We start from the raw sequence: 25,418 nt of genomic DNA, 5'->3' as shown, positions 1-25,418 counted from the left end.
CTGAAAGGCGCGCCCGGTCTCAGAACGCGATTTCGCCGATGGAGCAGACGCCCTGATCGGTGAAGCCGTAGGCCGTCACATGTCCCGATCCGGTGGTCGACACGGCCTGCCACCCCACCATCGACGAGGTGATCTGCGGCAGGGCCTTGGGAACATCGACACGCTCGCGGCCGCCATCGCCCGCTCCGACGATCAGCCCGCCCTCGACCAGCAGGACGCGCGGAAGCGGTGTCCCGGTTCCCTTGTCCCAGCCCCAGCCCTCGATGATCGCCCCGACGGGCTGGACGGTGAAGCGCTTGGTGACGACGTCCGTTACGCCCTGGCAGTCGATCCGCTGGCGGGTGACCGCCGAGAGGCGTTTTCCCACCAGGGGCTCCGACCACGCCGGCAGCGGGGGGCGCGCCGTGGCGATCCGCGCGACGCCGCCCTCGCCGCCGCCGTCTCCGCATGCCGAAAGGGTGAGCGCCGAGAGGGCCAGCACCAGGGAAAGGCTTCTCGTCATCGCGGCAGAACTCTCTTTCGGCTTTTGGAATAGGGGATCAGAGGATCGATTGGCCCGTGCCGGCCCAGTCCTTCAGGAATTGTTCGAGACCCTTGTCGGTCAGCGGATGCTTGAACATGTCGGCCAGCACGGCCGGCGGGATGGTGACGACGTCGGCGCCGACGATCGCGGCTTCCTTGACGTGGACGGTGTTGCGCACCGACGCGGCCAGGATTTCGGTCTCGTAGCCGTAGTTGTCGTAGATCGTGCGGATGTCGCGGATGAGGTCCATGCCGTCGAAGCCGTAGTCGTCCAGGCGGCCGATGAACGGCGAGACGTAGGTCGCGCCGGCCTTGGCGGCCAGCAGGGCCTGGGTCGGCGAGAAGCACAGGGTGACGTTGGTCTTGACGCCTTCGTTGGCGAAGTGGCTGCAGGCGATCAGGCCATCGCGGGTCAGCGGCAGCTTGATGACCACGTTGGGCGCGATCTGGGCGAGCTTGCCGCCCTCGGCGATCATGGCGTCGGCGGTCGTGGCGGCGACCTCGGCGCTGACGGGACCCGGCACGAGGTCGCAGATCTCGGCGATCACCTCGAGCATCGGGCGGCCGGCCTTGGCGATCAGGGTGGGGTTGGTGGTGACGCCGTCCACCAAGCCGGTCGCGGCGAGTTCGGCGATGACCTTGGTGTCGGTGCTGTCGAGGAAGATCTGCATGGCTCTGCGCGGGTCTTTTCGTGAAAAGGTTGGCGGTCGGTTTAGCCCCTCGGACGCGACGGCGCCAGGATTTCGCACGGTTCAGAGGTCAAGGCCCTGAGCCAAAATCGCGTCGGTCGCGCGCGCCACGGCCGGCGCCCACGGTTCTGATCGCCAGCCGAACACCGCCGCGAGCTTGCCGTTGTCGAGGGCGCCGTTCAGCGGCCGGCCGGCGGGTTCGGGGAAGTCCTTCTTGGCGATCGGCAGCAGCCGCGCCCGGGTTTGCGGGTCGCGCGCCAGGGCGGCGGCGGCCATGTCGTGGCGCGAGGTCGCCGCGCCGTTGTTGAAGTGGAAGAGGCCGCAGGCCGGGTCGCCGGCCTCGGCGGCGGTCCAGCGCGGCGCGGCGGCCAGGACGAAGGCGGCCAGGGCCTCGGCGTCTGTCGGACAGCCGTACTGGTCTGCCACCACATGCAGCGTCTCGCGCGTGCGTCCCAGGTTCAGCATGGCGCGCAGGAAGTTGCGGCCGTAGGGCGAGAACACCCAGGAGATCCGCAGAACCACGCCCATCTCCCAGGCCAGGACCGCCGTCTCGCCGTCCAGCTTCGTGGCGCCATAGACCGACAGGGGATGAGGCGCGTCGTCTTCGCGATAGGGGCGGTCGAGCGCTCCGTCGAAAACGCAGTCGGTGCTCAGGTGCACTAGCGGCAGGCCGCGCGCGGCGCACGCCCGCGCCATCGCCGCCGGCGCCAGGGCGTTGGCGGCCCGGGCGGCTTCCGGCTCGGCCTCGGCCTTGTCCACCAGGGTGAAGCCGGCGCAGTTCAGCACGAGGTCGCAGTCGGCGGCGGCGATCGCCGCCTCGACGGCGGCCAGGTCTTGCAGATCGACGTCCTGGCGCGACAGGGCCGTCAGGGCGACGCGGCCCGGGGCAGAACTGGCGGCGGCCGCAACCATCGCCTGGGCCACTTGGCCGGTGACGCCGAACTGCAGGATTCGGGTCATGTCGGGAAGCGCGGACCCAGCTTGGCCTTCATGAAGTCCAGCAGGTCGCCGCCGGGGAACAGGAAGCCCTCCATGCCGGCCCGCCGCGCGGCCTCGACGTCGCTGTCGTTGTCGCCCACCAGCACGCAGTCGGCCGGGTCCAGGCCGGCCTCGGTCAGGCCGCGCAGGATCATGCCGGGATTGGGCTTGCGGTCGGGATGGTCGTCGCAGCGATAGGCCTCGACCACGGCGTCGTGGTGGAACGGGCAGTGATAGAAGGCGGCGATCGTGCCGCCCGTCGTCGCCAGCTGCGCCTGCATGTGGGCGTGCAGGGCGTGGACCGCGTCCTCGCCGTAATAGCCGCGCGCCACGCCCGACTGGTTGGTCACCACGATGCAGCGCACGCCCGCGGTGGTCAGGGCCGAGATGAGCTCCCGGGCGCCGGTGACCCATTCCAGGCCGGCGGCGTCGTGGACATAGCCGTGATCGACGTTGAGCACGCCGTCGCGATCGAAAAAGACGGCCTTCAGTGGTCTCGGATCAAGCATCGGATCACGCCATTACGCGACGGCCCGGCCTGTCACAAGCCGAGGGTTGCGCCGGGCGGGGCGGCCGCTAGAAACGCTCCATCCCATTGGAGAACCGCATGACCGCTCCGGCCCGCATTGTCCGCCTTCGCGACCAGCTCAAGGCCTGGGCGCTGAGCGACGCCTTCCCCCTGTGGTGGACGGTCGGGGCCGACCAGAAGAACGGCGGCTTCTTCGAGAAGATCGCGCTGGACGGCGCGCCGGTCGAGGCGCCGCGCCGCGCCCGGGTGCAGCCGCGTCAGATCTATTCATTCGCCGCCGCCGGCGTGCTCGGCTGGGACGGCCCCTGGCGCGAGGCCCTGGCCCACGGCCTGGAATTCTACCTGCAGCGCTATCGCCGGCCGGACGGCTTCTTCCGCACCCTGGTGGCCTCGGACGGTTCGCCGCTCGACGACAAGGTCGACCTCTACGACCAGGCTTTCGGCCTGTTCGGCCTGGCCATGGCCAGCCAGGCCCTGCCCGAGCGCGAGGACCTGCCGCGCATCGCCGTCGAACTGCGCGAGGCCCTGCGGGCGACGCTGAAGCATCCGGTCGCGGGCTTCGAGGAAAGCGTTCCGCGCACCCTGCCGCTGCTGTCCAACCCCCACATGCACATGTTCGAGGCCAGCCTGGCCTGGGTCGAGGCCGGCGGCGATGCGGGCTGGCGGGCCATGGCGGACGAGATCGCCGAACTGGCCCTGGCCAAGTTCATCGATCCCAAGAGCGGGGGCCTGCGCGAATATTATGACGGCGACTGGAATCCGGCCGCGGGTGTGGCCGGCCGCATCATCGAGCCGGGCCACCAGTTCGAATGGGCTTGGCTGCTGCTGCGCTGGGGCGCGCTGGCCGGCCGTGAGGACGCGCGCGCGGCCGCCATTCGGATGATCGAGATCGGCAAGGGGCCGGGCGTTGATCCCGCGCGGGGCGTGGCGATCTTCTCCTTGCTGGACGACATGAGCGTCCACGACGACGTCGCCAGGCTGTGGGCGCAGACCGAATGGATCAAGGCCGGCGCGCTCGCGGCGCAGGTGACGGGCGACGACGCCTACTTCGAAACGGCCGCCGACGGCGCAGAAGCGCTTCTGAAGTATCTCGACGTCGATCCGCCGGGCCTGTGGCGGGACAAGCTGGCGGCCGACGGAACCTTTGTGGACGAGCCCGCGCCCGCCAGCTCGTTCTACCACATCGTCTGCGCGATCCTGGAGCTGGATCGCGCCGTTACGAAAAGGTGGTGACGAGAAGCGTCGAGGGCTCCTGCGCCGACAGTGTCTTCGAGGCCGTCAGGGCGATGAAGTCGCCCTGACCTAGCTCGCCGCCTTCCGACGTCAGGCGGCCGCTCAGCACCTGAATCTGTCCGCGGCTGACCTCGATGCTGGCGCCCGCCGTGAAGCGCCAGAGCTCGACTTTATTTTCCGCCGACCGCGACAGCGTGCGCCGCTCCACGCCGCCGGCTTCCGAAACCGGGTGGCGCTGGGCCAGATCGCGGCCGTTGGCCTTCAGGTGATCGACCAGGGTCTTGACCGCCTGGGCGTCGTCGCGTCGGCAAACCAGCACGGCGTCGGGCTCGGCCACGATCATCAGGTCCGACACGCCGATGGCGCCGATGAACGGCGCGGTCGAGCGCGCCAGCACGCCGCGGCAGTTGATGAGGGTCACGTCGCCCTGAGCGGCGTTGCCGTGACCATCTTGCGGCGAGGCGCCCCAGATGGCGTCCCAGGCGCCCAGGTCGGACCAGCTGAAGATCGCCGGCACCACGGCCGCTAGCTGGGTGCGTTCCATGACGGCGTAGTCGAGCGACTTCTTGGCGGCCTGGGCGAAGCTCTCCGCGTCCAGCTGCAGATAGGCGCCGGCGTCCTGCGCCTTGGCGACCGTCGCGCGCGCGGCGTCGGCGATGCTGGGCTCGAAGGCTTCCAGTTCCGACAGCATGGTCGAGGCCTTGAAGGCGAAATTGCCGCTGTTCCAGAGATAACCGTCGGCCACGTAGGTCTTGGCCAGCTCCAGGTCCGGCTTCTCGACGAAGGCGGCGACCTTGAACACGCCTTCGGCGTCGATGGCGGCGCCGGGCCGGATGTAGCCGAAGCCAGTCGCCGGGCCGGAGGGGCGAACCCCGAAAGTCACGATGAAGCCCTTGGCGGCGGCCTGGGCGGCGAGGCGCGCGGCGTCCCTGAACAGCTCCACCTCGCCAATATGGTGGTCGGCGGCGAGCATCAGCGCGACCGCATCGGGATCGACGGCTTCGATATAGGCGGCGGCGGCGGCGACGGCCGGGGCCGAGTCCCGGGCTTCGGGTTCCACCAGTATGACGATCGGGACGTCGATCTCACGCGCCTGCTCGCGGACGAACTCGATCATCGATGCGCCGGTGACGATGATGATCTGCTGCTCGGTGGCGAGGTCGGCGACCCGCAGCAGGGTTTCCTGAAAGCTCGAATAGCGTCCGAGAAGCTTCAGAAACTGCTTGGGACGGTCGAGGCGCGAGGCGGGCCAGAGGCGGGTGCCCGAGCCGCCGCAAAGAATAACCGGAAAAAGCTTCGCCACTTGGTTCTCTCGTCTGCGTCACGCGCCTGTTCGCCCCGCCCGCAGCAATCGTCCGGGTTCGGTTCACAGGCTTTAGATACACAAAGTTCAGGGTGCGCTTCTCAGGCCAAGCCGCTCATACTTTCACTCGATCCCCCATCAGACGTCGGAAAGTCGATCGATAGGTCAACTATCCCCAACTATCCTATGAGCGTCTTTGGGCGCATTTCGAGGTTGCAGTCAACCGCGCACCGCCACTTCAATAAACAATGGCGACGAGTTGATCTCGCGGGTCAAGATCAGGTCGGCGTGTTGGCGGTGAGCTCGGCCAGCCAGACCCCGGCGGACGCGTCCGAAGGCATGCGCCAGTCGCCGCGCGGGGACAGCGCCCCGCCCGACGAGATCTTGGGCCCATTGGGCACGGCCGAACGCTTGAACTGGTTAGCGAAGAAGCGCTTGAGAAACAGTTCCAGCCACTTGCGGATCTCGGCCAGGTCGTAGGCGCGCCGGCCGCTGTCGGGCAGGCCGGCGGGCCAGGCCCCTTCGGCCGCGTCGCGCCAGGCGCTCCAGGCCAGGAAGGCGATCTTGGAAGGGGGCATGCCGTAGCGGCTGAAATAGTAGAGGTTGAAGTCCTGCAGGGCGTAGGGACCCACGAAGCTTTCGGTGGCCTGGGTCTGCTCACCCGGCACCAGTTCGGGCGAGATCTCGGTGGCCAGGATGTCGTCGAGGAGGGCGGTGGTGGCCGCGTCGACGTCGCCCGAATGGGCCACGAAGCGGATCAGGTGCTGGATCAGCGTCTTGGGCGCCCCGCAATTGGGGTTGTAGTGGCTCATGTGGTCGCCGACGCCGTAGGTGCACCAGCCCAGGGCCAGCTCCGAAAGGTCGCCCGTGCCCACGACCAGCGCGCCGTTGTGGTTGGCCAGGCGGAACAGATAGTCGGTGCGCAGCCCCGCCTGCACGTTCTCGAAGGTGACGTCGTAGACCGGTTCGCCGCGCCCGAACGGGTGGCCCAGGTCCTTGAGCATCTGGGTCGCGGCGGGACGGATGTCGAGCTCGGCCGCGGTGGTTCCGATGGCGCGCATCAGGCTCCAGGCGTTGTCCTTGGTGCGATCCGAGGTGGCGAAGCCGGGCAGGGTGTAGGCCAGGATGTTGGCGCGCGGCAGGCCGAGCTGATCCATGGCCTTGGCCGCCACCAGGAGGGCCTGGGTGGAGTCGAGGCCGCCCGAGATGCCGATGACCAGCTTCCTGAGGCCCGAGGCCTCGAGGCGCCGGGCCAGGCCCTGGACCTGGATGTTGTGGGCCTCGTAGCAGTTCTCGCGCAGTTTGGCCGGGTCCGACGGCGTGAACGGAAAGCGCTCGACCGCCCGAGCCAGGGCCAGGTCGCCGGGCGGGGGCGAGAAGTCGAACGGGACGATGCGGAACGGAACCACCGGCGGGGCCAGCATCATGGCGTCGCCGAAGCTGCCCACGCGCATGCGCTCCTGGCGGATACGCGCGACGTCCACGTCGGCGAAGGTCCAGGTCGGGCCGGTCGAAAACCGCTCGGTCTCGGCCAGCAGGGCCCCCATCTCGTGGATGTCGAGGTGGCCGTCCCAGGCGACGTCGGTCGAGCTCTCGCCCGCCCCGGCGGCGGAATAGACATAGGCCGCGATCGCCCGGGCCGACTGGCTGGCGCACAGCAGGCGGCGGGTCTCGGACTTGCCGATGGTGATGTTGCTGGCCGACAGGTTCAGCAGGATCTCGGCCCCGGCCAGGGCCTGGGCGGTGCTGGGCGGGGTAGGCGTCCAGACGTCTTCGCAGATCTCGACGCCGATCGTGAAAGGCGCTTCGCCGCCAGCCCTGAACAGAATGTCGGTCCCGAACGGCGCGTCCTGGCCGGCGAGACGCAGGGTCTTGCCCGTCACGCCGGTCCCGGGCGTGAACCAGCGGCGCTCGTAGAATTCGCGGTAGTTGGGCAGGAAGCTCTTGGGCACGACCCCCAGCACGCGCCCGCCCTGGATCGCCACGGCGGTGTTGTAGAGTCGGCCCGCATCGCGCAGCGGCGCCCCGACCACGAACAGCGGCGAGAGTTTCTCGCTCTCCTCGGCCAGGGTCGCGATCGCCGCCTCTGCGGCGTCCAGCAGCACATCCTGCTGCAGCAGGTCGTCGATCGAATAGCCGGTCAGGCCCAGCTCGGGGAACACCAGCGTGGCCACGCCCTGGTCGTGGGCCTGGCGAACGAGGTCGAGCACGCTCTGCGCATTCACGGCCGGATCGGCCAGCTTGACCTTCGGAACGGCGGCGGCCACGCGGACGAAACCGTGGCGATAGGGCGAGAAAAACGACGGGCTACCCAAGAGACCGACCTTTCCGGGTTATGCTAAAAATGAGCATAAGTCTTTGCCTTGCTATAACCGGTCCGTCGGCCGTTGCATAGCGGCCGCACCGTGAAGCGTTACGCCCCGGTTGCTTGACCCTGAGGTCCCCACATGTCACGTGCGGGCCGCGCAGGCGCCCCCGCCGTCCACAGACATATAAAGCCGAAGAGCCAGAGCCCCATGCCCGTCTCGCCGATCAAGATGGCCGACGCCATCCGCGTCCTTTCCATGGAAGCCGTGCACAAGGCCAAGTCGGGTCACCAAGGCATGCCGATGGGCATGGCCGACGTCGCCACGGTGCTGTTCAGCAAGTTCCTGAAGTTCGACGCCAGCAAGCCCGACTGGGCCGACCGCGACCGCTTCGTGCTGTCGGCCGGCCACGGCTCGATGCTGCTCTACAGCCTGCTTCACCTGACCGGCTACAAGGCCGTGACGATGAAGGAGATCGAGAACTTCCGTCAGTGGGGCTCGCTGACCCCGGGCCACCCCGAGGTGCACCACACCCCGGGCGTGGAGACCACCACCGGCCCGCTCGGCCAGGGCCTGGCCACCTCGGTCGGCATGGCGATGGCCGAAGCCCACTTGGCCTCGCGCTTCGGCGCCGACCTCGTCGATCACCGCACCTGGGTGATCGCCGGCGACGGCTGCCTGATGGAAGGCGTCAGCCATGAGGCCATCAGCCTGGCCGGTCGCCTGAAGCTGTCGAAGCTGACCGTGCTGTTCGACGACAACAACACCACCATTGACGGTGTGGCCACCATCGCCGAGACCGGCGATCAGGTCGCCCGCTTCAAGGCCGCCGGCTGGGCCGTGAAGGTCGTCGATGGCCACGACCACGGCAAGATCGCCGCCGCCCTGCGCTGGGCGACCAAGCAGGACCGCCCGACCATGATCGCGTGCAAGACGCTGATCTCGAAGGGCGCCGGCCCGAAGGAAGGCGACCCCCACAGCCACGGCTACACCCTGTTCGACAGCGAGATCGTCGCCTCGCGCGCCGCCATGGGCTGGGACGCCGCGCCGTTCACCGTGCCGGACGACATCGCCAAGGCCTGGAAGAGCGTCGGCCGCCGCGGCGCCCGCGTCCGCAAGGCCTGGGAAGCCGCCGTCGCCGCGTCGGACAAGGGCGCCGAACTGACCCGCGCCATGAAGGGCCAGCTGCCCGCCGGCGCCTTCGAGAAGCTTGAGGCCCACATCGCCTCGGCCGTCGAGAACAAGCCGGTCAACGCCACCCGCGTCCACTCGGGCTCGGCCCTGGACAACCTGATCCCGTCGATCCCGGAAATGATCGGCGGCTCGGCCGACCTGACGGGCTCGAACAACACCCTGGTCAAGGGCATGGGCGCCTATGACGCGCCCGACTACGCCGGCCGCTACGTCCACTACGGCGTGCGCGAGTTCGGCATGGCCGCGGCCATGAACGGCATGGCCCTGCACGGCGGCGTGATCCCCTATTCGGGCACCTTCCTGGCCTTCGCCGACTACAGCCGCGCGGCGATCCGCCTGGGCGCGCTGATGGGCGCCAAGGTCGTGCACGTCATGACCCACGACTCCATCGGCCTGGGCGAGGACGGCCCGACCCACCAGCCGGTCGAGCACGTGGCCTCCCTGCGCGCCATCCCCAACCTCCTGGTCTTCCGCCCGGCCGACGCGGTGGAAGCCGCCGAGGCCTGGCAGGTGGCCCTGCAGCAGAACACCACCCCGTCGGTGATGTGCCTGTCGCGCCAGAAGACCCCGCACGTGCGCACCAGCGCCGGCGAGAACCAGGTCGCCAAGGGCGCCTATGAGCTGATCGCCGCCGACGGCGAGGCCGCTGTGACGATCTTCGCCACCGGCACCGAGGTCGGCCTGGCCGTCGCCGCCCGCGAGATCCTGCAGTCGCAAGGCAAGCCGACCCGCGTGGTCTCGGTTCCGTGCTGGGAGCTGTTCGACCAGCAGCCGGCCGCGTACCGCAAGGCGACCATCGGTTCGGCTCCGGTGCGCGTGGCCGTCGAGGCCGGCATCCGCCAGGGCTGGGAGCGCTTCATCGGCGAGGACGGCAAGTTCGTCGGCATGACGGGCTTCGGCGCCTCGGCTCCGTTCGAGCGCCTCTACAAGGAGTTCGGCATCACCGCCGAAGCCGTGGCCCAGGCCGCGGGCTGATCGCCAGGGGATCACGCGTCTGTTGCGCGTATCCCGCCTGATCGCACGCCCGCCCCTCGCTACACGCGCGTAGCGCGGGGCGGGCGCCGCCGCGAACCGTTGAAAAGGCTATAGGGTTGAAGTTCCGATGCGATGGAAAGCGTGGTTGGGCTTCCTGAGGAAGAGGAACTCGGCGAGCGTCGGCGCGATGGACGCCGCGCCCGCCGGGAGCCCGGTCCCGCCTTTGCCGACGGACATAGCGTTCCGCCGGCCGAGACCGGAGGATGAAGAGCCGCTGACGGCCTCCGGCCTCGCCGATCTGCTCGCCGACCTTTCGGAAAGCGATCCCTACTTCCACCGTCGAAACAACCACGACCGCATGCAGCGGTTGGCGCGGCGCGCCTCCCACCGCCTGGGCCGCGCGTTCGAGGCCGAGTGGGGCTTGGCGCACGAGACGATCGCCGACGCCCTCTATTTTCCCGTCTGGACGCAGCTGTGCGCCATCGTCCCGCTGCGACGACTGGCGCGCCGGTTCGCGGGCGGCGACGTCGTTCTGATCGCGGCGCCGTCCGGCGACGTTGCGCTGTTCGACTACTGGCGTGAAAATCAGGCCCTGCCGCTCGTATTCGCCCAGGAACTGCGGCGGCGCGGCGTGTCCGTCATACTGATCGGCGATACGGCGCGGGCGCTGCGGCTGACTTGCGCGCCGCCAGCGCTGTGGGCCCTCGACGGTCCCGGCCCGTCGGACGCCGTGCTGGGCCCCGAAACCGTCCGCCAGATCCCCGACGATCTGCGCAATCGGGCCGGCCTGCTGCTTTACGACCCCAGGTTCTGGCCCGCCGACTCCGGTCGCGCCGAGATCGAGGCCGAGCCCTGCTCGATCAACATCGCGCAAGTGGAGGGTGTCGACGGCGCGCGGACCGTGGACCTGGGCCGCGATCTTTCGCGCCGATGCCTGGACGAGATGCTGGGCGTCTCGCTTCGCGCAATCGCGGCGAGGATCCGGGAGATCTTCGCCGCGCGCGACGTGCGCGAGCTTCACGTCTCTGATGTTCTGACGCCGGTTTCCTGCCTGCTGGCCGCGGAGGCGCGGGCGCGGGGCGGCGTCATCCACCTCTGGCCCCACTCCGCCAACCCGGTCGGCGTCAAGGCGCGCAATCCCGAAGGCGTCCGCGCCATCAGCACGGTGCTGCGGGCCGGCGGCGAGCAATGGCGGACCAGGTTCCCCGAAGCAGCGATCCATGTCCGGTCGGACGTCATGTTGCCCCCCGGGCCAGGCGGCCCGCCTGCCCCGGCCCCCGATCGCCTGACGATCGTGCTGTTCGGCGGGGCGCGGTTCCATGTGGCCTATCCGGTCTTTCGGATACGGCGGCACGAGGAAACCTTGCGGACGCTCGTGCAGGGACTGCTGGCCATCGAGCCGCCGCCCAGGGTGATCTTCAAGCCCAAGGGCTTCTGGTGCTCGGCGGAGTGGTTCCGGGGCGTAGCCGGCGACGGCGCCGAGATCCTGGATCTGAACGCGATGGCCCTGGCGGCTCCGAACACCCTGTTCGTCTCGGTCGACCATGGCTCCAGCGCGCTGATCGAAGGCATCCGCCTTGGCGTTCCCGGCCTGATCGTGCGGGGGCAGGATGTGGAGGACTACACCCTGCTGGGCGGGTCTCCAGCGCCGCATCTCGACGTCGCGGCCGCCTGCGCCCTCGTGGCGATGCTGGGCGACGCCGCCGTGGTCGCGGGGCTCGTAGGACCTCAGGTCGCCTGGCTCGACGAGGAAACCCGGGACTGGCCGGACTGAGGTCTCGCCGGGAGCGGTTCGGCGGCGGTCAGTCGACGATCTCCACCGCGTCGAAGGCGATGGCCACGCTCTGGCCCAGGAGGCCGTCGCGCTCGGCCTGCGACCAACGGGCGGTCGTGCGGTCGAAGCCGATCGCGCGGGCGCGCAGGGCCATCAGATCGGCCAGGGCGAACCCCGGCGCGGTCTCCACGATCACCCGCGCGGCGTGGCCCGGCGGTGCGATCTCGACGTCGTCGCGCACGAACACGCCGCTCGCCGCCACGTAGATCACCGCGTGATCCGGCGCCGCCGAGGCGGACGATAGGGTTTCGCGCACCCAGATCTCGGGCGCTTGCGGCGCGGGTGGGGTGTGCAGGCGCCCGCGCAGGCGTTCGAGCAGGACGACGGGGTGATACTTGATGGTCGCCGGCATGGCGTCGAGGCTGAGCGCCGTCTCGATCACGCCGACCCGGGCGAACCAGCGCATGAAGCGCAGGCGGCCGCGCAGCGTCCGCAGGGGGAAGGCGGCCTGCAGGTCGTCGCGCTGCTTCCACAGGGCGGTCGGCAGGGCGGGCAGCCGGGTCGCTTCGTCGATCAGCCCCCAGGCCTGGCGTTGCGCCGCGAGCGCCGGACCGACCGGCCAGCCGGCGCGCCATGACAGGTCGAACAGCGCCTTGACGTCAAAGCGCCGCTCCTGGGCGGGCAGGCCATAGACCAGGATCGCCGCCTCGCGGGCGAGGCCTTCGCGCGTCGGATCCAGAGTTTCGGCCAGGGGCGCGGGAAGCAGGCGCGGCGGGAAGCGGCGGCCGGCCGACTCGGGGCCCAGGCACCAGGCCATGAAGCGCGCGTCGGGGCTTTCGAAGCGGGCGCGCAGATCCGGTCGGCCTAGCCAGAAGGCGCGTAGCGCTGCGCCAGCGCCCGACGGGTCGGACGCCGAGGAGGTCAGGACGGCGTCGAGACGCGCGGAGCCGGCGAGGCCGGCGGGATCCGCCAGCATCAGCGTCTCCTGGGGCGGCTCGGCCCGCGCTTGGCCCGAGACCGCGCGCAGGGCCAGGCGATCCTGGCTGGCGCGAATGTCCTCCGGCGCCGAGGCCAGCCGCGCCTGGATACGCGCCGGATCCGAACCCGCGCCGCTTTCGCGCAGCCAGGTTCCCGCCAGGCGCGACACCTGAACCGACCGCGTATGGGGGTCGAGGCCCTCGAACCACCGGGCGTCGTGTCGCGCGGGCAGGCCGAGCGGCTCGCCTCGCCGCGCCGCATCGAGCGCGGTCCGCCTCTGCCGCGTGGTCGCCGCCGCGCCGTTCGCCCAAAAGCCGTGGCCGTAGGCGATCCGCCGGCTGTCGAGGTGGCCGTGCCGGACCAGGATGGCCGCATAGTGCTCCAAGAGCGCGCGCAGGGCCGGATGGCTCTCGGCGTCGATGCGGTCCTGATAGCGGCTCAGGCGCGTGGGGCGTGCGGGATCGAACCCGGAGAAATGGAAGAAGGTCAGCGGGCGTCCGTCGACCGTCCAGCCGTCCGGCGTCTGCGCGAGCTGGCGAGAGGGCAGGTTCCAGTAGGCGAGATTGAGGTCCGGCTGCCGCAGGATCGTGAAGGAATCGACCATGCCGGGCGCGAGGTCCATCCAGCGCTGATCGGTGAACAGGCCAGCGGCGAAATCGACGCGGCAGTCGAAGCGGCAGCGCGCGGCCCACCAGTCCATCAGCGCCAACGTGTCGGCGCTGGGACGGGCGCCTAGGAAGCCCAGATTGAACGATCCGGACTGGAGTATCGCCTGGTCATCGGGGGAGAACCCCTCGTCGAGCGGTCGCGTCAGGTGCGGGGTCAAGGCCAGGGAGGTGTGCGCCAGGGCTTCGCGCACCTCGGTGAGCGGCGCCAGCAGCAGGATGTCCGGATCGAGATAGACCACGCTCTTCGCGCCGGGCCGGCTCAGCAGCGCCTTGAAGACGAACGGCTTGACCGACGTGTTGAATTCCAGGGCGTCGTAGTAGAGCGCCATGTCGGGCGTGACGCCGGGAACGGACCAGACGTCGATCAACTCGGCGTCCGCCTCGACCTTCACCGCCTCGCCTCCGGGGGGCGCATCGGTGACGACCACGACACGGCGCACCGCCGGATCGGCGGCCGCGACGCTTTCCATCAGGGCCCGGGCCATGGCGGCGTAGTTGCGGGAGACGATCGTGAAGACGGTATGCATGGACCGGGAACTCGACTCTCGAAGGGCGGCGGTTGGCGATGCGGGGCGATCCGACGCCCGCCCGCGATCCCTTCTGCCGTGATCACCACCGATTTGTGAAGATCGCGCGAAAGTCGCGTTTGCGCGCACGCTGGCCTTGCATTGTCTCAGAGGTGACCGTCTAGTGAGGCTTACCGGCGTCGCTAGGCGTTTCTCCAGCGCGCTTTCTAGGAGCGCTTTTGCAGGCTTCAGAGGGGATTGGATGGCCGTCGTAAAGCTTAATGACCGTGATGTTCTCGAGCCCGATTTTTCTCTGAACCACAGTAACCTCAGTAATACGAACCGCGTGACCACCGGCGCCTACGGCGAAGGCGCGATGTATTATTGCGACTCCGGCGACAACAGCGGCACGCGCATGGAGTGGGTGGTCGAAGCGCCGCCCGGCGAGTACGACCTGTGGCTGGAATACGCCGCCCTCGAAGCACGCCCGCTGACGGTGCTGGTCGACGGGGCCGCGGTGATCGCCAACGCCGCCATCGAATCCACCGGCGGCTGGTGGAGTCAGCACCAGACGCCGAGGTATCAGGGGCGCGTCCTGCTGAGCGGGCGCCAGAGCACCATCGCCCTACAGGCCCCCGGGGCCATCCCGCACGTCCGGTCGGTGTTCCTGTGCGCCGCCGGCGACAAGCCCCAGCCCATGGCCTCGATCGACGAGGCGGCGCAGAGCAGCCTGACGCCCCGCGCCGGCCGTGATGTCCCCGGCAAGATTTTCGGCGTGGCCCAGGCGCTGGCGCCGATTGTCCGAAGCGCTCTCAACGCCGGTTTCTCGCCGGCAGAGATTCAGGCGATGGCGCACGGCCTGGCCGAGGCGACCCGAAAGGACCAGCGCAATCCACAGCTGCGGATCGGCTTCAGCGGCCCTCTAAACGGCCAATCGGTGCGGCAGTCGGCCTTCCTGTACCTGCACGACATGCTCGGCTTCGACGCGCTGATCGAGACCGGAGCGTTCCGCGGCACCACCACCGAGTATTTCGCGGGCTTCGACCTGCCGGTGTTCTCGTGCGAGGTGATCGACGAGAACTTCTATTTCGCCGCTTCGCGCCTGATCGGCTCCAGCGGCGTCAACCTGTTTCTGGAGGACTCGCGGGCCTTCCTGCGGCGCTATTTCCAGAACTACGCCGCAGCCTATCATCGGCCGATGTTCTATCTCGACGCGCACTGGCAGGACGACCTGCCCTTGCCCGAGGAGATCGATATCATCGCCGAGAGCCAGGAGGACTTTGTCGTCATCGTCGATGACTTCAAGTCGCCCTTCGACGCGGGCTATGGCTATGACGTCTATTCCAACGGCAACCAGCTGACCCTGGATTGGGTGCTGCCGCGCCTGACCACCAAGCGCAAGCTGGCCTACCTGTTTCCCGCCCTGGGCGTGGAAAACGAGAGTGGGGCGCGCCGCGGCACCCTGTTCGTGGTGCCCGAGGAGTTCTACCAGGCCCATCTGACCCGTAGCCGCGTCTTCGTGCGCGCGGCCTGACGGATCGGACGGGGAGCGTCGACAGCGCTCCCCGTCAGCCTCACGCGCGCTTGGCGCGCTGGGCCTCGTAGAAGGCGATGTCGTGGCGCAGATTGCCGCGAACCCGCGCGCATTGGGCGAGATCGGCGAGGATCTCCTGGCGGGCCTGCTCGTGTTCGCCGCTGGTGCGGTTCTCGTAGATCTCGGCCTTGAGGGGCGCGCCGAGCAGAGCGCCCAGGCGCGGAATGTCCTGGTCGCGGGTCTCGTGGAAGCCGACCATGTCGAAGCGGTCCATGTCGAAGCCGCCGAAATAGCGCTCCGACATCAGCCGCGACATTTCGGGATAGCGCGAGAAGTCTTCGAAGGACGGGGCCTCGGCGACGAAGCGGTCGTGGATGGGGTTGCCGTGCGCCGGATAGCCCTTCCAGAAGAAGTAGATGGACATCAGGTTGTCCAGGGGCTCGCGCAGGACGGTGATGAACATGGCGTCCGGCAGCGCCTCGTAGCGGCGCGCGGCGAAGTGGCCGTGGACGGCCCGGGCGCCCGGATAGAGGGTGTCGGCCTGCTCCGCCGCGTTTGGGCCCAGGGGGTCGTGATCGTAGTCGAGGGACAGCGCGTCCTGGTAGAAGTCACGCAGCTGCTTGGCCAGCGAACTGCCGGCGGCCTTGGGAAAGTGAACGGATACGAGGGGACGGCTCATCTATCGCACTGCTGTTTGCTTCGCGCTCTCTTTAGGAGCGTCCCACGGTCGGTGCGAGCGCATTCTTCCCGCGTCGGCAGCGCGTCCGCGAAGCGGCTCGCTTTCGATCATATCGCTCGGGGGCGGGCTCGAACGCGCGCCCCCGCGTCGTATCGGGGCGCAAGAAAGCTGCTACTTTCCCGGAGTGACCGCAAATTGTGTGCGCGGGATTGATGATCGCTAGCGTCGAGGATATTGCGGTGACCCAGGGGGCTAGGCTGCTTCGCGCTACGCATGCGAAGGCCATTCCAAAGTGGTGTTTACGCTCCGCTTTGCGAAAGCATAGTTTTCGCCGCGGAAGGTAACGGGGACTTTTATAGATGGTCGATTTTACTCTTCCTCGTGGCTCGCGTGACCTGGACTGGACGGGAGAGCGCTTTATTCCTGGTCTGGGCGGCGAGATCGAGTTCGAACATCTGCACCGCTACCTGTTTGCTTCGCAATTCTGCGAGGGGATGACGGTTCTCGACATCGCTTCGGGCGAGGGCTACGGCACCTACATGTTGTCGCAGGTCGCCGCTCTGGTGATCGGCGTCGATATCGATCCGCAGGCCGTGGCCCACGCCTCGAAGACCTATGCGAGCGACAACCTGTCCTACAGGGTCGGCAGCGTCGCCAAGATCCCCGCGGAGAACGCCACCTTTGACGTGGTGGTCAGCTTCGAGACGCTCGAACACGTCGTCGAGCACAAGGAGTTCCTGGACGAAGCCCGCCGCGTGCTGAAGCCGGGCGGCGTGCTGGTGATGTCGACGCCCAACAAGACCGTCTACATGCACGACGAGGAGAACCACTACCACCTCCTCGAGCTGACCCGGGAAGAGTTCGTCGACTTCATCCAGGCCCGCTTCGCCAAGGCCGTATTCGCCGACCAGAAGGCCACGGCCGGTTCCGTCATCGTGCCGCACAACGCCGCGCCGGCGGCGGCGCAGATTTTCCACCGCGAGCGGGGCGACGCGATCGTCTCGGCGCCCGCCCTCAAGCTGGCGCCCTACGTCGTCGCCGTCGCTTCGGACAGCGAGTTGCCGCCCATCCAGTGGAGCATGCTCGACGAGGCCGACTTCCTCCGCCACGTGCAGACGTCCAACGAGCGCGCGCAGGAATGGGCGACCTGGGCCTTCCAGGCCATCAAGCCCGATCCGCGGTTCCTCAGCGCCTGTCTCTACAGCCGCTCCGACGTCGATGTTTATCGCGAGGAGACCGCCGACCATAAGCCGGTGCTGCTGGGGCTGGTCGAGTCGGTGTGCGAGCTGCGCACGCCGCTCTACGAGCGCGGCATCGAGGAGGTCCGCCTCGATATCTCCGAGGACGCCCGGCGCTTCATCCTGCACCGCCTGGAGGCGCGCCGCCTGAACGGCGAGCTGCTGTTCCAGTGGGACGGCTCACCTGACTTCATCAACGGCGGCCTGCGCATGGAGGCGTCGGTCAACGCGCGCGGCGAGATCGAGGTGGCCTGCGGCGAGGATCCGCAACTGCCGATCCCGCTTGAGACGGGGGGAGACAAGCCTTCGGCCGTCGTCGTCACCTTCGCGGTCACGCGGGCCGGCTCGGGCAGCGACTCGATCGAAGGCCAGGTCGCCGAGATCGCCGAAGGGCAGGCGGATCTCGCCAAGGTCGTTTCCGGCATCGCCTCCAGCATCGCCGAGCAGGCGGCCGCGCCGCCGCCGGCGCCGCCTGTGGACCTGGAAAAGCTCCGCCGCGAGAACCAGGAAGCGCTCGACGCGGCCACGACCCGTTCGATCGATGCGGTCTCCTACATGAGCGCCAGCCAGGAGCGGGCCCTGCGCCGCTTCGGCGAGGCGATCGAGACCAGCCTCGCCCAGCGGATCGAGGGCGGGATCGACAGGGTCGTCGAGCAGGTGGCCGAACAGGCCGTCGCGCCGAACGAACAGATCGCCTCGCTGCGGGACGCGGTGGATCGCGCGCACAAGGACGTTCAGGGCGGCATCGCCGAGGTCCGCGACGAGGTCAGCCTCAACATCGCCGCCATCGGTGTCGACCTGCAGCGCGACGCCGAATATCGCGCCTCGGACCTAGCCCGCCGGCTCGAGAGCGTCTCGCGCAAGGCCGCGGAGGCGGCCGCGGAGGCCCAGGCGCTTCGAGCTTCGCAGGACGCCCTGCTGGGCCGCCTCGATGCGCTGACCAGCGCCGTGATGGCGCAGAACGACATGCGGGCCGAGTTCGACCGTCTGCGCGGCGTCGACGAGCGCGTCCGGCGCGCCATGGGTCTGCCGAACGCCTCCGACGGCGAGCTGGTCATGGAGATCGCGCGCCTGCGCACCCAGCTGCTGCATCGGGACAACCAGGTTCAGGCGCTGCTTTCCAGCACCTCGTGGCGCATCAGCGCCCCGGTTCGCGCGATCAAGCGTCTGGTCAAGGGCGAGGCCGCGCCAGTCCTGCCGGCCCCCGAGGAGCCCGCGGCCGCGCCGGCTCCCGCGCCCGCCAAGCACAACCGCTTCGGCGACACGACGACGGAAAACGGCGGTCGCCCGATCACGGCCCTTGAGCCCGTCGCGCCGCAAGTCGTGGCGCTGACCCAGGCCGCTCCGCTCGAGGCGCCGCCGGTTCGCCTGCTGGCTTTCTACCTTCCGCAGTTCCATCCCATTCCCGAAAACAACGCCTGGTGGGGCGAAGGCTTCACGGAATGGACCAACGTGGCGCCCGCCAAGTCGCAGTTCGTCGGCCACTACCAGCCGCACGTTCCCGGCGAGCTGGGCTATTACGATCTGCGTGATCCCCAGGTTCAGAAGCGCCAGGCCGAGCTGGCCGATCTCTACGGCGTTTCCGGCTTCTGCTTCTATTTCTACTGGTTCGCCGGCAAGACGTTGCTCGAAACGCCGCTGATCCAGTACGCGGAGAACGAAGATATCTCCAAGCCGTTCGTCATCTGTTGGGCGAACGAGAACTGGAGCCGTCGCTGGGACGGGCTGGACCAGGAACTTCTGATCGCCCAGGACCATTCGCCCGAGGACGACCTGGCGTTCATCGCCCATGCGGCCCAGTACCTGCGCAATCCGAAATACATTCGGGTGAACGGCAAGCCGATGCTGATCGTTTATCGGCCCAACCTGCTGCCCGATCCCGTGGCGACGGCGGGGCGCTGGCGCGACTGGTGCCGTAAGAACGGCGTCGGCGAGATTCACCTGGCCTACGTGCAGTCGTTCGAGGCCGTCGATCCGGGCGTCTACGACTTCGACGCGGCGATCGAGTTCCCGCCCAACAACACCGCCCCGCCGAACATCACCGACCACATCGAGCGCATCAATCCGGACTTCTCCGGAGTGGTGTACGACTACACGGTCTATCCCGAGCGCAGCCAGACCTACGCCGAGCCCAGCTATCCGCTGTATCGCGGCGTGTTCCCCAGCTGGGACAATGAAGCGCGCCGCAAGGGCAAGGGCGCGGTCTTCGCCGGCTCGACGCCGGCGCTCTACAAGGACTGGCTGACCAACGCGGTCCGCGACACCGTCGAGCGCTTCAGCGAGCCGAGCCAGCGCCTGGTGTTCGTCAACGCCTGGAACGAGTGGGCCGAAGGCGCCCACCTGGAGCCGGACGAGCGCTATGGCTACGCCTGGCTGCAGGCCACCCGCGAGGCCATGGAAACCGTGCAGGGCGAACTGCTGGGCCAGCGCCTGATGGTCGTCACGCACGACTGCTACCTGCACGGCGCGCAGTTCCTGACGCTGAACATCATCAAGACCCTGGCCACCGAACTGGGCTGCCACCTCGATATCGTCACCCTGGGCGACGGGCCTTTGAAGACGGAGTTCGCCCGCTACGGCGTGCTGCACGACTTCTCGGGCCTGAATCCGGAAGGCATGGAGGCCCAGGCCCTGTGTGCGCGCCTGAAGGCCGACGGCGTGCACGCCGCGCTGACCAGCACCAGCGTCGCGGGCCTGTTCCTGGGCGTGGCCTCGCGGGCGGGCATGCGCACCGTTGCGCTGATCCACGAACTGGCCGGCATCATCAGCGACTACAAGCTCGAGCGCCATGTCGCGACGATCGCCGCCGAGGCCGAGGTCGTGGTCTTCCCGTCGGAGACGGTCAAGGCCAGCTTCGAAAGCTTTGCTGAACTGCCCGCCAAAAAGGCCGTGATCCGGCCGCAGGGCAACTTCAAGCGCAATGCGTCCCGCACGCCCGCGGAGCGGGCCGAGGCGGCCCTCCGCCTGCGCAAGCGGCTCGGCCTGGCGGCCGACGCCGAGGTGGTCATTGGCGTGGGCTATGGTGATCGCCGCAAGGGCGTCGACCTGTTCGTCAAGGCGGCCATCGACGTGATCGCGGCGCGGCCGAAGGCGGTTTTCGCCTGGCTGGGGCTGCTCGAGGCGAAGATGGAAGCCGAGGCGCGGGCCCTGGTCGCCGAAGCGGGCCTGGAACGTCAGGTGATGTTCGTCGGCTTCCAGTCGGACACCGACGATTTCTACGCCGGCGCCGACGTCTTCGCCCTGACCTCGCGGGAGGATCCCTTCCCGATGGTGCTGCTGGAGTCGCTGGAGGCCGGTACGCCGGCCGTGGGCTTCGAGGGGGCCGGCGGCTTCGTCGATCTCCTGCGCTCGGGCGGCGGCCTGCTGGCCGAGGCCTTCTCGGCCGCCGATTTCGCCGGCAAGGTGACGAGCCTGCTGGCCGACGACGAGCAGCGCCGCGCGATCGGTCTGCGCGGCGAGGAGCTGGCGCTGTCGGACTACGCTTTCGGTCCCTACGTGCAGGACTTGCTGCACATGATGCAGCCGGGGCGCGGGCGCGTGTCGGTGGTCGTGCCGAACTACAACTACGAGCGCTTCATGGTCGAGCGCCTGGAAAGCGTGGATCGCCAGACGGCTGCGCCCTACGAGATCATCGTTCTGGACGACAAGTCGACCGACGGCAGCGTCGCCGAGATCCGGCGCATCCTGCCGGGTCTGCGCAGCGCCGCGCGTCTGTCGGTGAACGAGCAGAACTCCGGCTCGGTGTTCGCCCAGTGGCGCAAGGGCGTGGCGCAGGCCAAGGGTGATCTCGTCTGGATCGCCGAGGCCGACGACCTGTCCGATCCGGAATTCCTGGAGGCCACTATCGAGGCGTTCCGCGACCCGGGCGTCGTGATGAGCTACGCCCAGTCCAAGCAAATGGCGCAGGACGGCTCCATTCTCGCCGACGATTATCTGGGCTATGTCGCCGACCTGGATCAGGGCCGCTGGACTCAGTCCTACGTCGCCGAAGGCCTGGACGAGATTCGCGCCGGCATGGCCATCAAGAACGTCATTCCCAACGTCAGCGGCGTGGTCTTCCGCCGCGACGTCCTGCTGGACGTGCTCGACAAGCACTTCGACGAGATCAAGCAGTTCAAGGTGGCCGGCGATTGGTTCGTCTACGTGAAGCTGCTCGAGCGCGGCAAGGTGGCCTTCACCTCGCGTTCGCTCAACCTGCATCGCCGTCACGCCGGCAGCGTGACGCTGGGCTCGTTCGGCGAGGCGCAGCTGCGCGAGATCGTGTCCATGCAGAACATGGTGCTGCGCGGCCACGAGGTTCCGGCCGAGGTCGCCGAGCGCGCCCGCGGCTATGCTCAGGAGCTGTACACCCAGTTCGGGCTCGGCGAAGGTCCGCAGGCCCGCATCGTCGACGACGCCAAGTTCAAGGAGCTGATGTCGTGATCGCGAGCATCGGTTCGGGGGAGGGGCGCCAATGAGCGACGACGTCACGCAGGGCGAAGACGGTTGGCTGTTCCTGACCGGCGGGTCCAACAGCGTCATGCGCTATTTCGAGGATCCCGAGCACTTCCCGCACGAAAAGGTTCGGGCGTGGGTGGACCTGATCCGCTCGCGCGCCGAACGCGCCGCGGGGCTGGGCATCCGCTACCATCACCTGGCGCCGCCCGAGAAGCTGTCGGTCTATCCGGAGTTCTTCCCCAAGCCGCTGTCCATTCCGGACGGCGCGCCGGGGGCGCGGCTTGCGGCCGCCCTGGCCAACGAACCGCACCATCACTGGTGGCGGCTGTCGTTCATCAACCTGCTGCCTTATTTCGAGCTGCAGAAGCAGTTCGCGCACAAGCTCTACTTCAAGACCGATACGCACTGGACCTTCGAGGGCGCCTTCGCGGCCTACCAGCTGCTCTGCCACCACCTCAACGCCGAGGCCCGGCTCGATCTCCTGCAGCGGCCGGTCAGTGAGGCCAGCCTCGTTCTCGACCTGGGCGGAAAGTTCGACCCGCCGATCAGCGAACTGTTCTCCATGCGCGACGTGCAGAAGGACAGCGTCCGCCATTCGGTGAACGACCTGGTCGCCTTCAAGGAGGCGTCCGGCCAGGAAAATCACGTGGGCATGCACATCGGCTCCAGCGTGGTGTTCAGGAACGACAAGCCCGACGTCGATCCGCGGCGGGTCATCCTGTTCGGCGACTCCTTTTCCGAATACCGGCCGCACATGCTGACGGGCCTGCTGGCCGAGACCTTCGCCGAGGTGCATTTCGTCTGGTCGTCCCAGGTGGATTGGAAGTACGTCGAGAACGTCGCGCCGCACATCCTGGTCACCGAACTGGCCGAGCGGTTCATGACCTACGTTCCCAGCGACGAGGGCTTCGACCTCGACGCCTACGTGTCGGAGAAGCTGGCCGCCGCGGCCAGCGCTTGAGGTCACGGATGGTTCGGGTTCTTCTGGTCGGCACCAGTGGCTTCATCGGCGCAGCCTACCGCCTGGCCGCGGTCGGGCGCGGGGACGGGGTCGTCGACCTGCACTACGGCGCCGACTTCGGCGCGGTTGACTTCTCGGGCTTCGACGCGGTGGTCAACGCCGCCTGCGATCCGCGCTACCGGGTCAGCGCCTATGACGAGGCGCTCGACGTCGATCTGCGGCTGGCGCGCGCCCTGGCCGCCTCGGGAGCCCCGGCGACCTACTACATGCTCAGCAGCCGGAAGGTATATGGCGCGCACGCGCCCTTCCCGGCGACCGAGACCGCCCCCATCGCGCCGACCGACGTCTATGGCGTCAACAAGGCGCTGACCGAGGCGGCGCTGTCGGCGCTGCCGCTGGCCGGCCTGGCTGTCCTCCGGATCGCCAACGTCTACGGCGACGAAGTCGGACGGGGATCGTTCTTCGGCGCGGCCAGCCGCACGCTCGTGCAGGAGGGGTTCGTCCGTCTGGACATCAGTCCGTTCACCCGGCGCGATTTCATCCACGTGGACGATTTCGCGTGCGTTCTGGCCGAGCTGACCGCAAAGAAGTTCACGGGCGTTGTGAATCTTGGCAGCGGATCGTCCGTCGAGCTGGGAAGAGTGGCTCTGTGGTTGATCGAGGGGTTTGGTTCCGGTCGATTGATTTGCGACAGCTGGGAGGAACGGGACGCGTTTCTCCTGGATAGCCAAAAGTTGAAAGCCTGGACCAGCGCGCACGTCGGGGACGTGCGTTCGCGCTGCTTGGAAATTGGAAGGAACTTGAAGTGCAAAGCATAGTCGTGACGGGTGGGGCCGGCTTCATTGGCTCTCACGTTGCCGAGCGCATCGCGCGTGAATATCCGACGGCGCGCATCGATATCATCGACAAGATGACCTATGCGGCTGACTTCAACAATATCGCGCCGATCCTTGAGCCGGGCCTGCGGACCCTGCACGTGGCGGATCTGTGCGACTTCGACATCTGCACCAAGCTGACCCGCGGCGTCGACTGCGTGATCCACCTGGCGGCCGAAAGCCACGTCGACAATTCGTTCGGCAATTCCCTGCCGTTCACCCGCTCCAACGCTCTGGGCACCCACTCGCTGCTCGAGGCCAGCCGCGTGAACAAGGTCAAGCGCTTCATCCACATCTCGACCGACGAGGTGTATGGCGAAACGCGCGAAGGCCGCCACACCGAGACCGATGCGCTGAACCCGACCAATCCGTACTCGGCCTCGAAGGCGGCCGCGGACATGATCGCCAACGGCTACATCCACTCGTTCAACATGCCCATCATCATCATGCGGGCGAACAACATCTTCGGGATCCGCCAGTTTCCCGAGAAGATCATCCCCAAGTTCAGCATGCTGGGCATCCTGGGCAAGGAGTTCACGATCCACGGCACCGGCCAGAACCGCCGCCGCTATCTCGCGGCCCAGGATTTCGCCGAAGCCATCGTGACCGTGCTGGAGAAGGGCGAGCTGGGCGAGATCTACAACGTCGGCTCCGAGGAGGAGTACACCAACCTCCAGGTGCTCGACATGATCGCCAAGGCTCTGGGCATCGACGCGGCCAGCGCGACTCGGTTCGTCGAGGATCGTCCGTTCAACGATTTCCGCTACGCCGTGAACGCCGACAAGCTGTCGGCGCTGGGCTGGCGGCAGACGCGCAGCCTCGGCGACACCATCGGCGAGATCGTCGCCTGGTACCGTGAAAACCGGCTGCGCTACGCCCATCTTTTCGCCTGAAATGACGTGATCGGCGCTCGTCTCGGAGGGGTTTCGAGGCGAGTGCGGAGCGCGGGACAACCTTGTTGCAATGCGATCGGACGCGCTCTACAAGGCCAACCAAACGTGTGAATTTCCACTAAGTGTCGATTGGGAACATTATGAAGACGGCATTGGTGTGCGGAGCCGGCGGTTTTATCGGTGGACATTTGGTTCGACGTCTGAAGTCTGAGGGCTTCTGGGTTCGCGGCGTCGATCTGAAGTTTCACGAGTACTTCGACAATGAAGCTGATGACTTTGTCGTCGGCGATCTGCGCGATCAGCAACTGACCCGCTCGGTGATCGACCGCCCGTTCGACGAGATTTACCAGCTGGCGGCCGACATGGGCGGCGCCGGGTTCATCTTCACGGGTGAGAACGACGCCGACATCATGCACAATTCGGCGACGATCAACCTCAATGTCCTCGACGCGGCGTACAAGCGCGCCTGCCCGCGGATATTCTATTCGTCGTCGGCCTGCATGTACCCGGCCTACAACCAGGAAGACCCGGACAATCCCAACTGCGCCGAGGACTCGGCCTATCCGGCCGCGCCGGACAGCGAATACGGCTGGGAAAAGTTGTTCAGCGAGCGTCTCTTCCTGACGTACAACCGCAACCGCCGCATCCAGGCCCGCGTCGCGCGCTACCACAACATCTTCGGCCCGCAAGGCACCTGGACGGGTGGTCGCGAGAAGGCTCCGGCCGCGATCTGCCGCAAGATCGCGATGGCCAAGTCGGGCGACACCATCGACATCTGGGGCGACGGCAAGCAGACTCGCTCGTTCCTGTTCGTCGACGAATGCGTCGAGGGCACCCTGCGACTGGCGCGTTCGGACTTCACCAGCCCGGTCAACATCGGGTCGGAGGAGATGGTGACGATCGACCAGTTGGTCGACCTGGTTTCCGACATCGCCGGCAAGTCGATCACCAAGAACCACATTCCGGGTCCGGTCGGCGTTCGTGGTCGCAATTCGGACAATCGACTCATCCAAAGCGCCCTGGGCTGGGCTCCGAGCCATTCGCTGCGCGAGGGGCTCGAGAAGACTTACGAGTGGATCGAAGCGCAGGTTAAGCGCAATCAGTAACGGTCGATGCTGAGCGGATTGCAGCGCAAGATCGGCGCGC

At 67.9% G+C, this 25,418-nt stretch carries 17 protein-coding genes; 9 read left to right on the top strand and 8 right to left on the bottom strand.

The genetic code is table 11. The annotated features are described in order from the left end of the window. Positions 1–19 precede the first annotated feature (19 nt). From I4Q42_RS06460 to I4Q42_RS06445, 4 genes are all read right to left on the bottom strand, one after another. On the bottom strand, positions 20–502 hold the full coding sequence (locus tag I4Q42_RS06460; RefSeq protein WP_198575247.1) for a hypothetical protein: 483 nt from the start codon (positions 500–502) through the stop codon (positions 20–22). A gap of 37 nt (positions 503–539) precedes the next feature. After that, on the bottom strand, positions 540–1,193 hold the full coding sequence (gene fsa, locus I4Q42_RS06455; protein ID WP_198575246.1) for a fructose-6-phosphate aldolase: 654 nt from the start codon (positions 1,191–1,193) through the stop codon (positions 540–542). Positions 1,194–1,274: 81 nt separating this feature from the next. Further along, on the bottom strand, positions 1,275–2,171 hold the full coding sequence (gene rfbD, locus I4Q42_RS06450; protein WP_198575245.1) for a dTDP-4-dehydrorhamnose reductase: 897 nt from the start codon (positions 2,169–2,171) through the stop codon (positions 1,275–1,277). Next, complete coding sequence (locus I4Q42_RS06445) at positions 2,168–2,698, bottom strand: D-glycero-alpha-D-manno-heptose-1,7-bisphosphate 7-phosphatase (RefSeq protein WP_198575244.1); 531 nt, start codon at positions 2,696–2,698, stop codon at positions 2,168–2,170. The genes rfbD and I4Q42_RS06445 overlap by 4 nt, the downstream gene beginning before the upstream one ends. Positions 2,699–2,796: 98 nt before the next feature. Between I4Q42_RS06445 and I4Q42_RS06440 the strand changes: the two genes are divergently transcribed. Continuing rightward, positions 2,797–3,951 carry an AGE family epimerase/isomerase gene (locus I4Q42_RS06440; RefSeq protein WP_198575243.1) on the top strand — a complete coding sequence of 385 codons (1,155 nt, stop codon included), beginning with the start codon at positions 2,797–2,799 and terminating at the stop codon, positions 3,949–3,951. On the opposite strand, the gene I4Q42_RS06435 is transcribed toward I4Q42_RS06440, so the two are convergent. Next, the gene (locus tag I4Q42_RS06435; RefSeq protein ID WP_198575242.1) at positions 3,935–5,254 is read right to left on the bottom strand and encodes a mannose-1-phosphate guanylyltransferase/mannose-6-phosphate isomerase; all 1,320 of its coding nucleotides are present in this window, start codon (positions 5,252–5,254) and stop codon (positions 3,935–3,937) included. The genes I4Q42_RS06440 and I4Q42_RS06435 overlap by 17 nt on opposite strands. Before the next feature lie 278 nt (positions 5,255–5,532). Continuing rightward, positions 5,533–7,569: an NAD(+) synthase gene (locus I4Q42_RS06430; RefSeq protein ID WP_198575241.1), complete on the bottom strand. Its 2,037-nt coding sequence runs from the start codon at positions 7,567–7,569 to the stop codon at positions 5,533–5,535. Between the two features lie 201 nt (positions 7,570–7,770). Here I4Q42_RS06430 and tkt point away from each other — a divergent pair, with 201 nt between their 5' ends. Both tkt and I4Q42_RS06420 read left to right on the top strand, forming a co-directional pair. After that, complete coding sequence (gene tkt / locus I4Q42_RS06425) at positions 7,771–9,729, top strand: transketolase (RefSeq protein ID WP_198575240.1); 1,959 nt, start codon at positions 7,771–7,773, stop codon at positions 9,727–9,729. A gap of 187 nt (positions 9,730–9,916) precedes the next feature. Continuing rightward, entirely contained in the window at positions 9,917–11,503 is a 1,587-nt protein-coding gene (locus I4Q42_RS06420; protein WP_198575239.1) for a hypothetical protein, read from the top strand. 28 nt (positions 11,504–11,531) lie between these two features. Here I4Q42_RS06420 and I4Q42_RS06415 read toward each other — a convergent pair whose 3' ends face one another. After that, on the bottom strand, positions 11,532–13,676 hold the full coding sequence (locus I4Q42_RS06415) for a hypothetical protein (RefSeq protein WP_198575238.1): 2,145 nt from the start codon (positions 13,674–13,676) through the stop codon (positions 11,532–11,534). Positions 13,677–14,001: 325 nt separating this feature from the next. Here I4Q42_RS06415 and I4Q42_RS06410 point away from each other — a divergent pair, with 325 nt between their 5' ends. Continuing rightward, positions 14,002–15,189 (top strand): carbohydrate-binding protein, encoded by a 1,188-nt coding sequence (locus tag I4Q42_RS06410; protein ID WP_198575237.1) that lies wholly within the window; start codon positions 14,002–14,004, stop codon positions 15,187–15,189. 40 nt (positions 15,190–15,229) lie between these two features. Here I4Q42_RS06410 and I4Q42_RS06405 read toward each other — a convergent pair whose 3' ends face one another. Further along, the gene (locus I4Q42_RS06405) at positions 15,230–15,868 is read right to left on the bottom strand and encodes a hypothetical protein (protein WP_198575236.1); all 639 of its coding nucleotides are present in this window, start codon (positions 15,866–15,868) and stop codon (positions 15,230–15,232) included. 359 nt (positions 15,869–16,227) lie between these two features. On the opposite strand from I4Q42_RS06405, the gene I4Q42_RS06400 reads away from it, so the two are divergent. The 5 genes from I4Q42_RS06400 (at position 16,228) to I4Q42_RS06380 (ending at position 25,378) form a co-directional block, all read left to right on the top strand. Continuing rightward, a complete protein-coding gene (locus tag I4Q42_RS06400; protein WP_198575235.1) occupies positions 16,228–21,528 on the top strand; it encodes a glycoside hydrolase family 99-like domain-containing protein in 5,301 nt (1,766 codons plus the stop codon). Between the two features lie 31 nt (positions 21,529–21,559). After that, positions 21,560–22,504: an alginate O-acetyltransferase AlgX-related protein gene (locus tag I4Q42_RS06395; protein WP_198575234.1), complete on the top strand. Its 945-nt coding sequence runs from the start codon at positions 21,560–21,562 to the stop codon at positions 22,502–22,504. 8 nt (positions 22,505–22,512) lie between these two features. Further along, a complete protein-coding gene (locus I4Q42_RS06390; protein WP_198575233.1) occupies positions 22,513–23,322 on the top strand; it encodes an NAD-dependent epimerase/dehydratase family protein in 810 nt (269 codons plus the stop codon). Next, positions 23,310–24,272 carry a GDP-mannose 4,6-dehydratase gene (locus I4Q42_RS06385; protein WP_198575232.1) on the top strand — a complete coding sequence of 321 codons (963 nt, stop codon included), beginning with the start codon at positions 23,310–23,312 and terminating at the stop codon, positions 24,270–24,272. The genes I4Q42_RS06390 and I4Q42_RS06385 overlap by 13 nt, the downstream gene beginning before the upstream one ends. Positions 24,273–24,412: 140 nt before the next feature. Continuing rightward, on the top strand, positions 24,413–25,378 hold the full coding sequence (locus tag I4Q42_RS06380) for an NAD-dependent epimerase/dehydratase family protein (protein WP_198575231.1): 966 nt from the start codon (positions 24,413–24,415) through the stop codon (positions 25,376–25,378). The last annotated feature ends 40 nt before the right edge of the window (positions 25,379–25,418 follow it).

The sequence above is a fragment of the Caulobacter hibisci genome, from assembly GCF_016135805.1.
In the GTDB taxonomy this organism is placed as follows: Bacteria; Pseudomonadota; Alphaproteobacteria; order Caulobacterales; family Caulobacteraceae; genus Caulobacter; species Caulobacter hibisci.
This window is presented reverse-complemented; position numbering and strand designations above follow the sequence as displayed.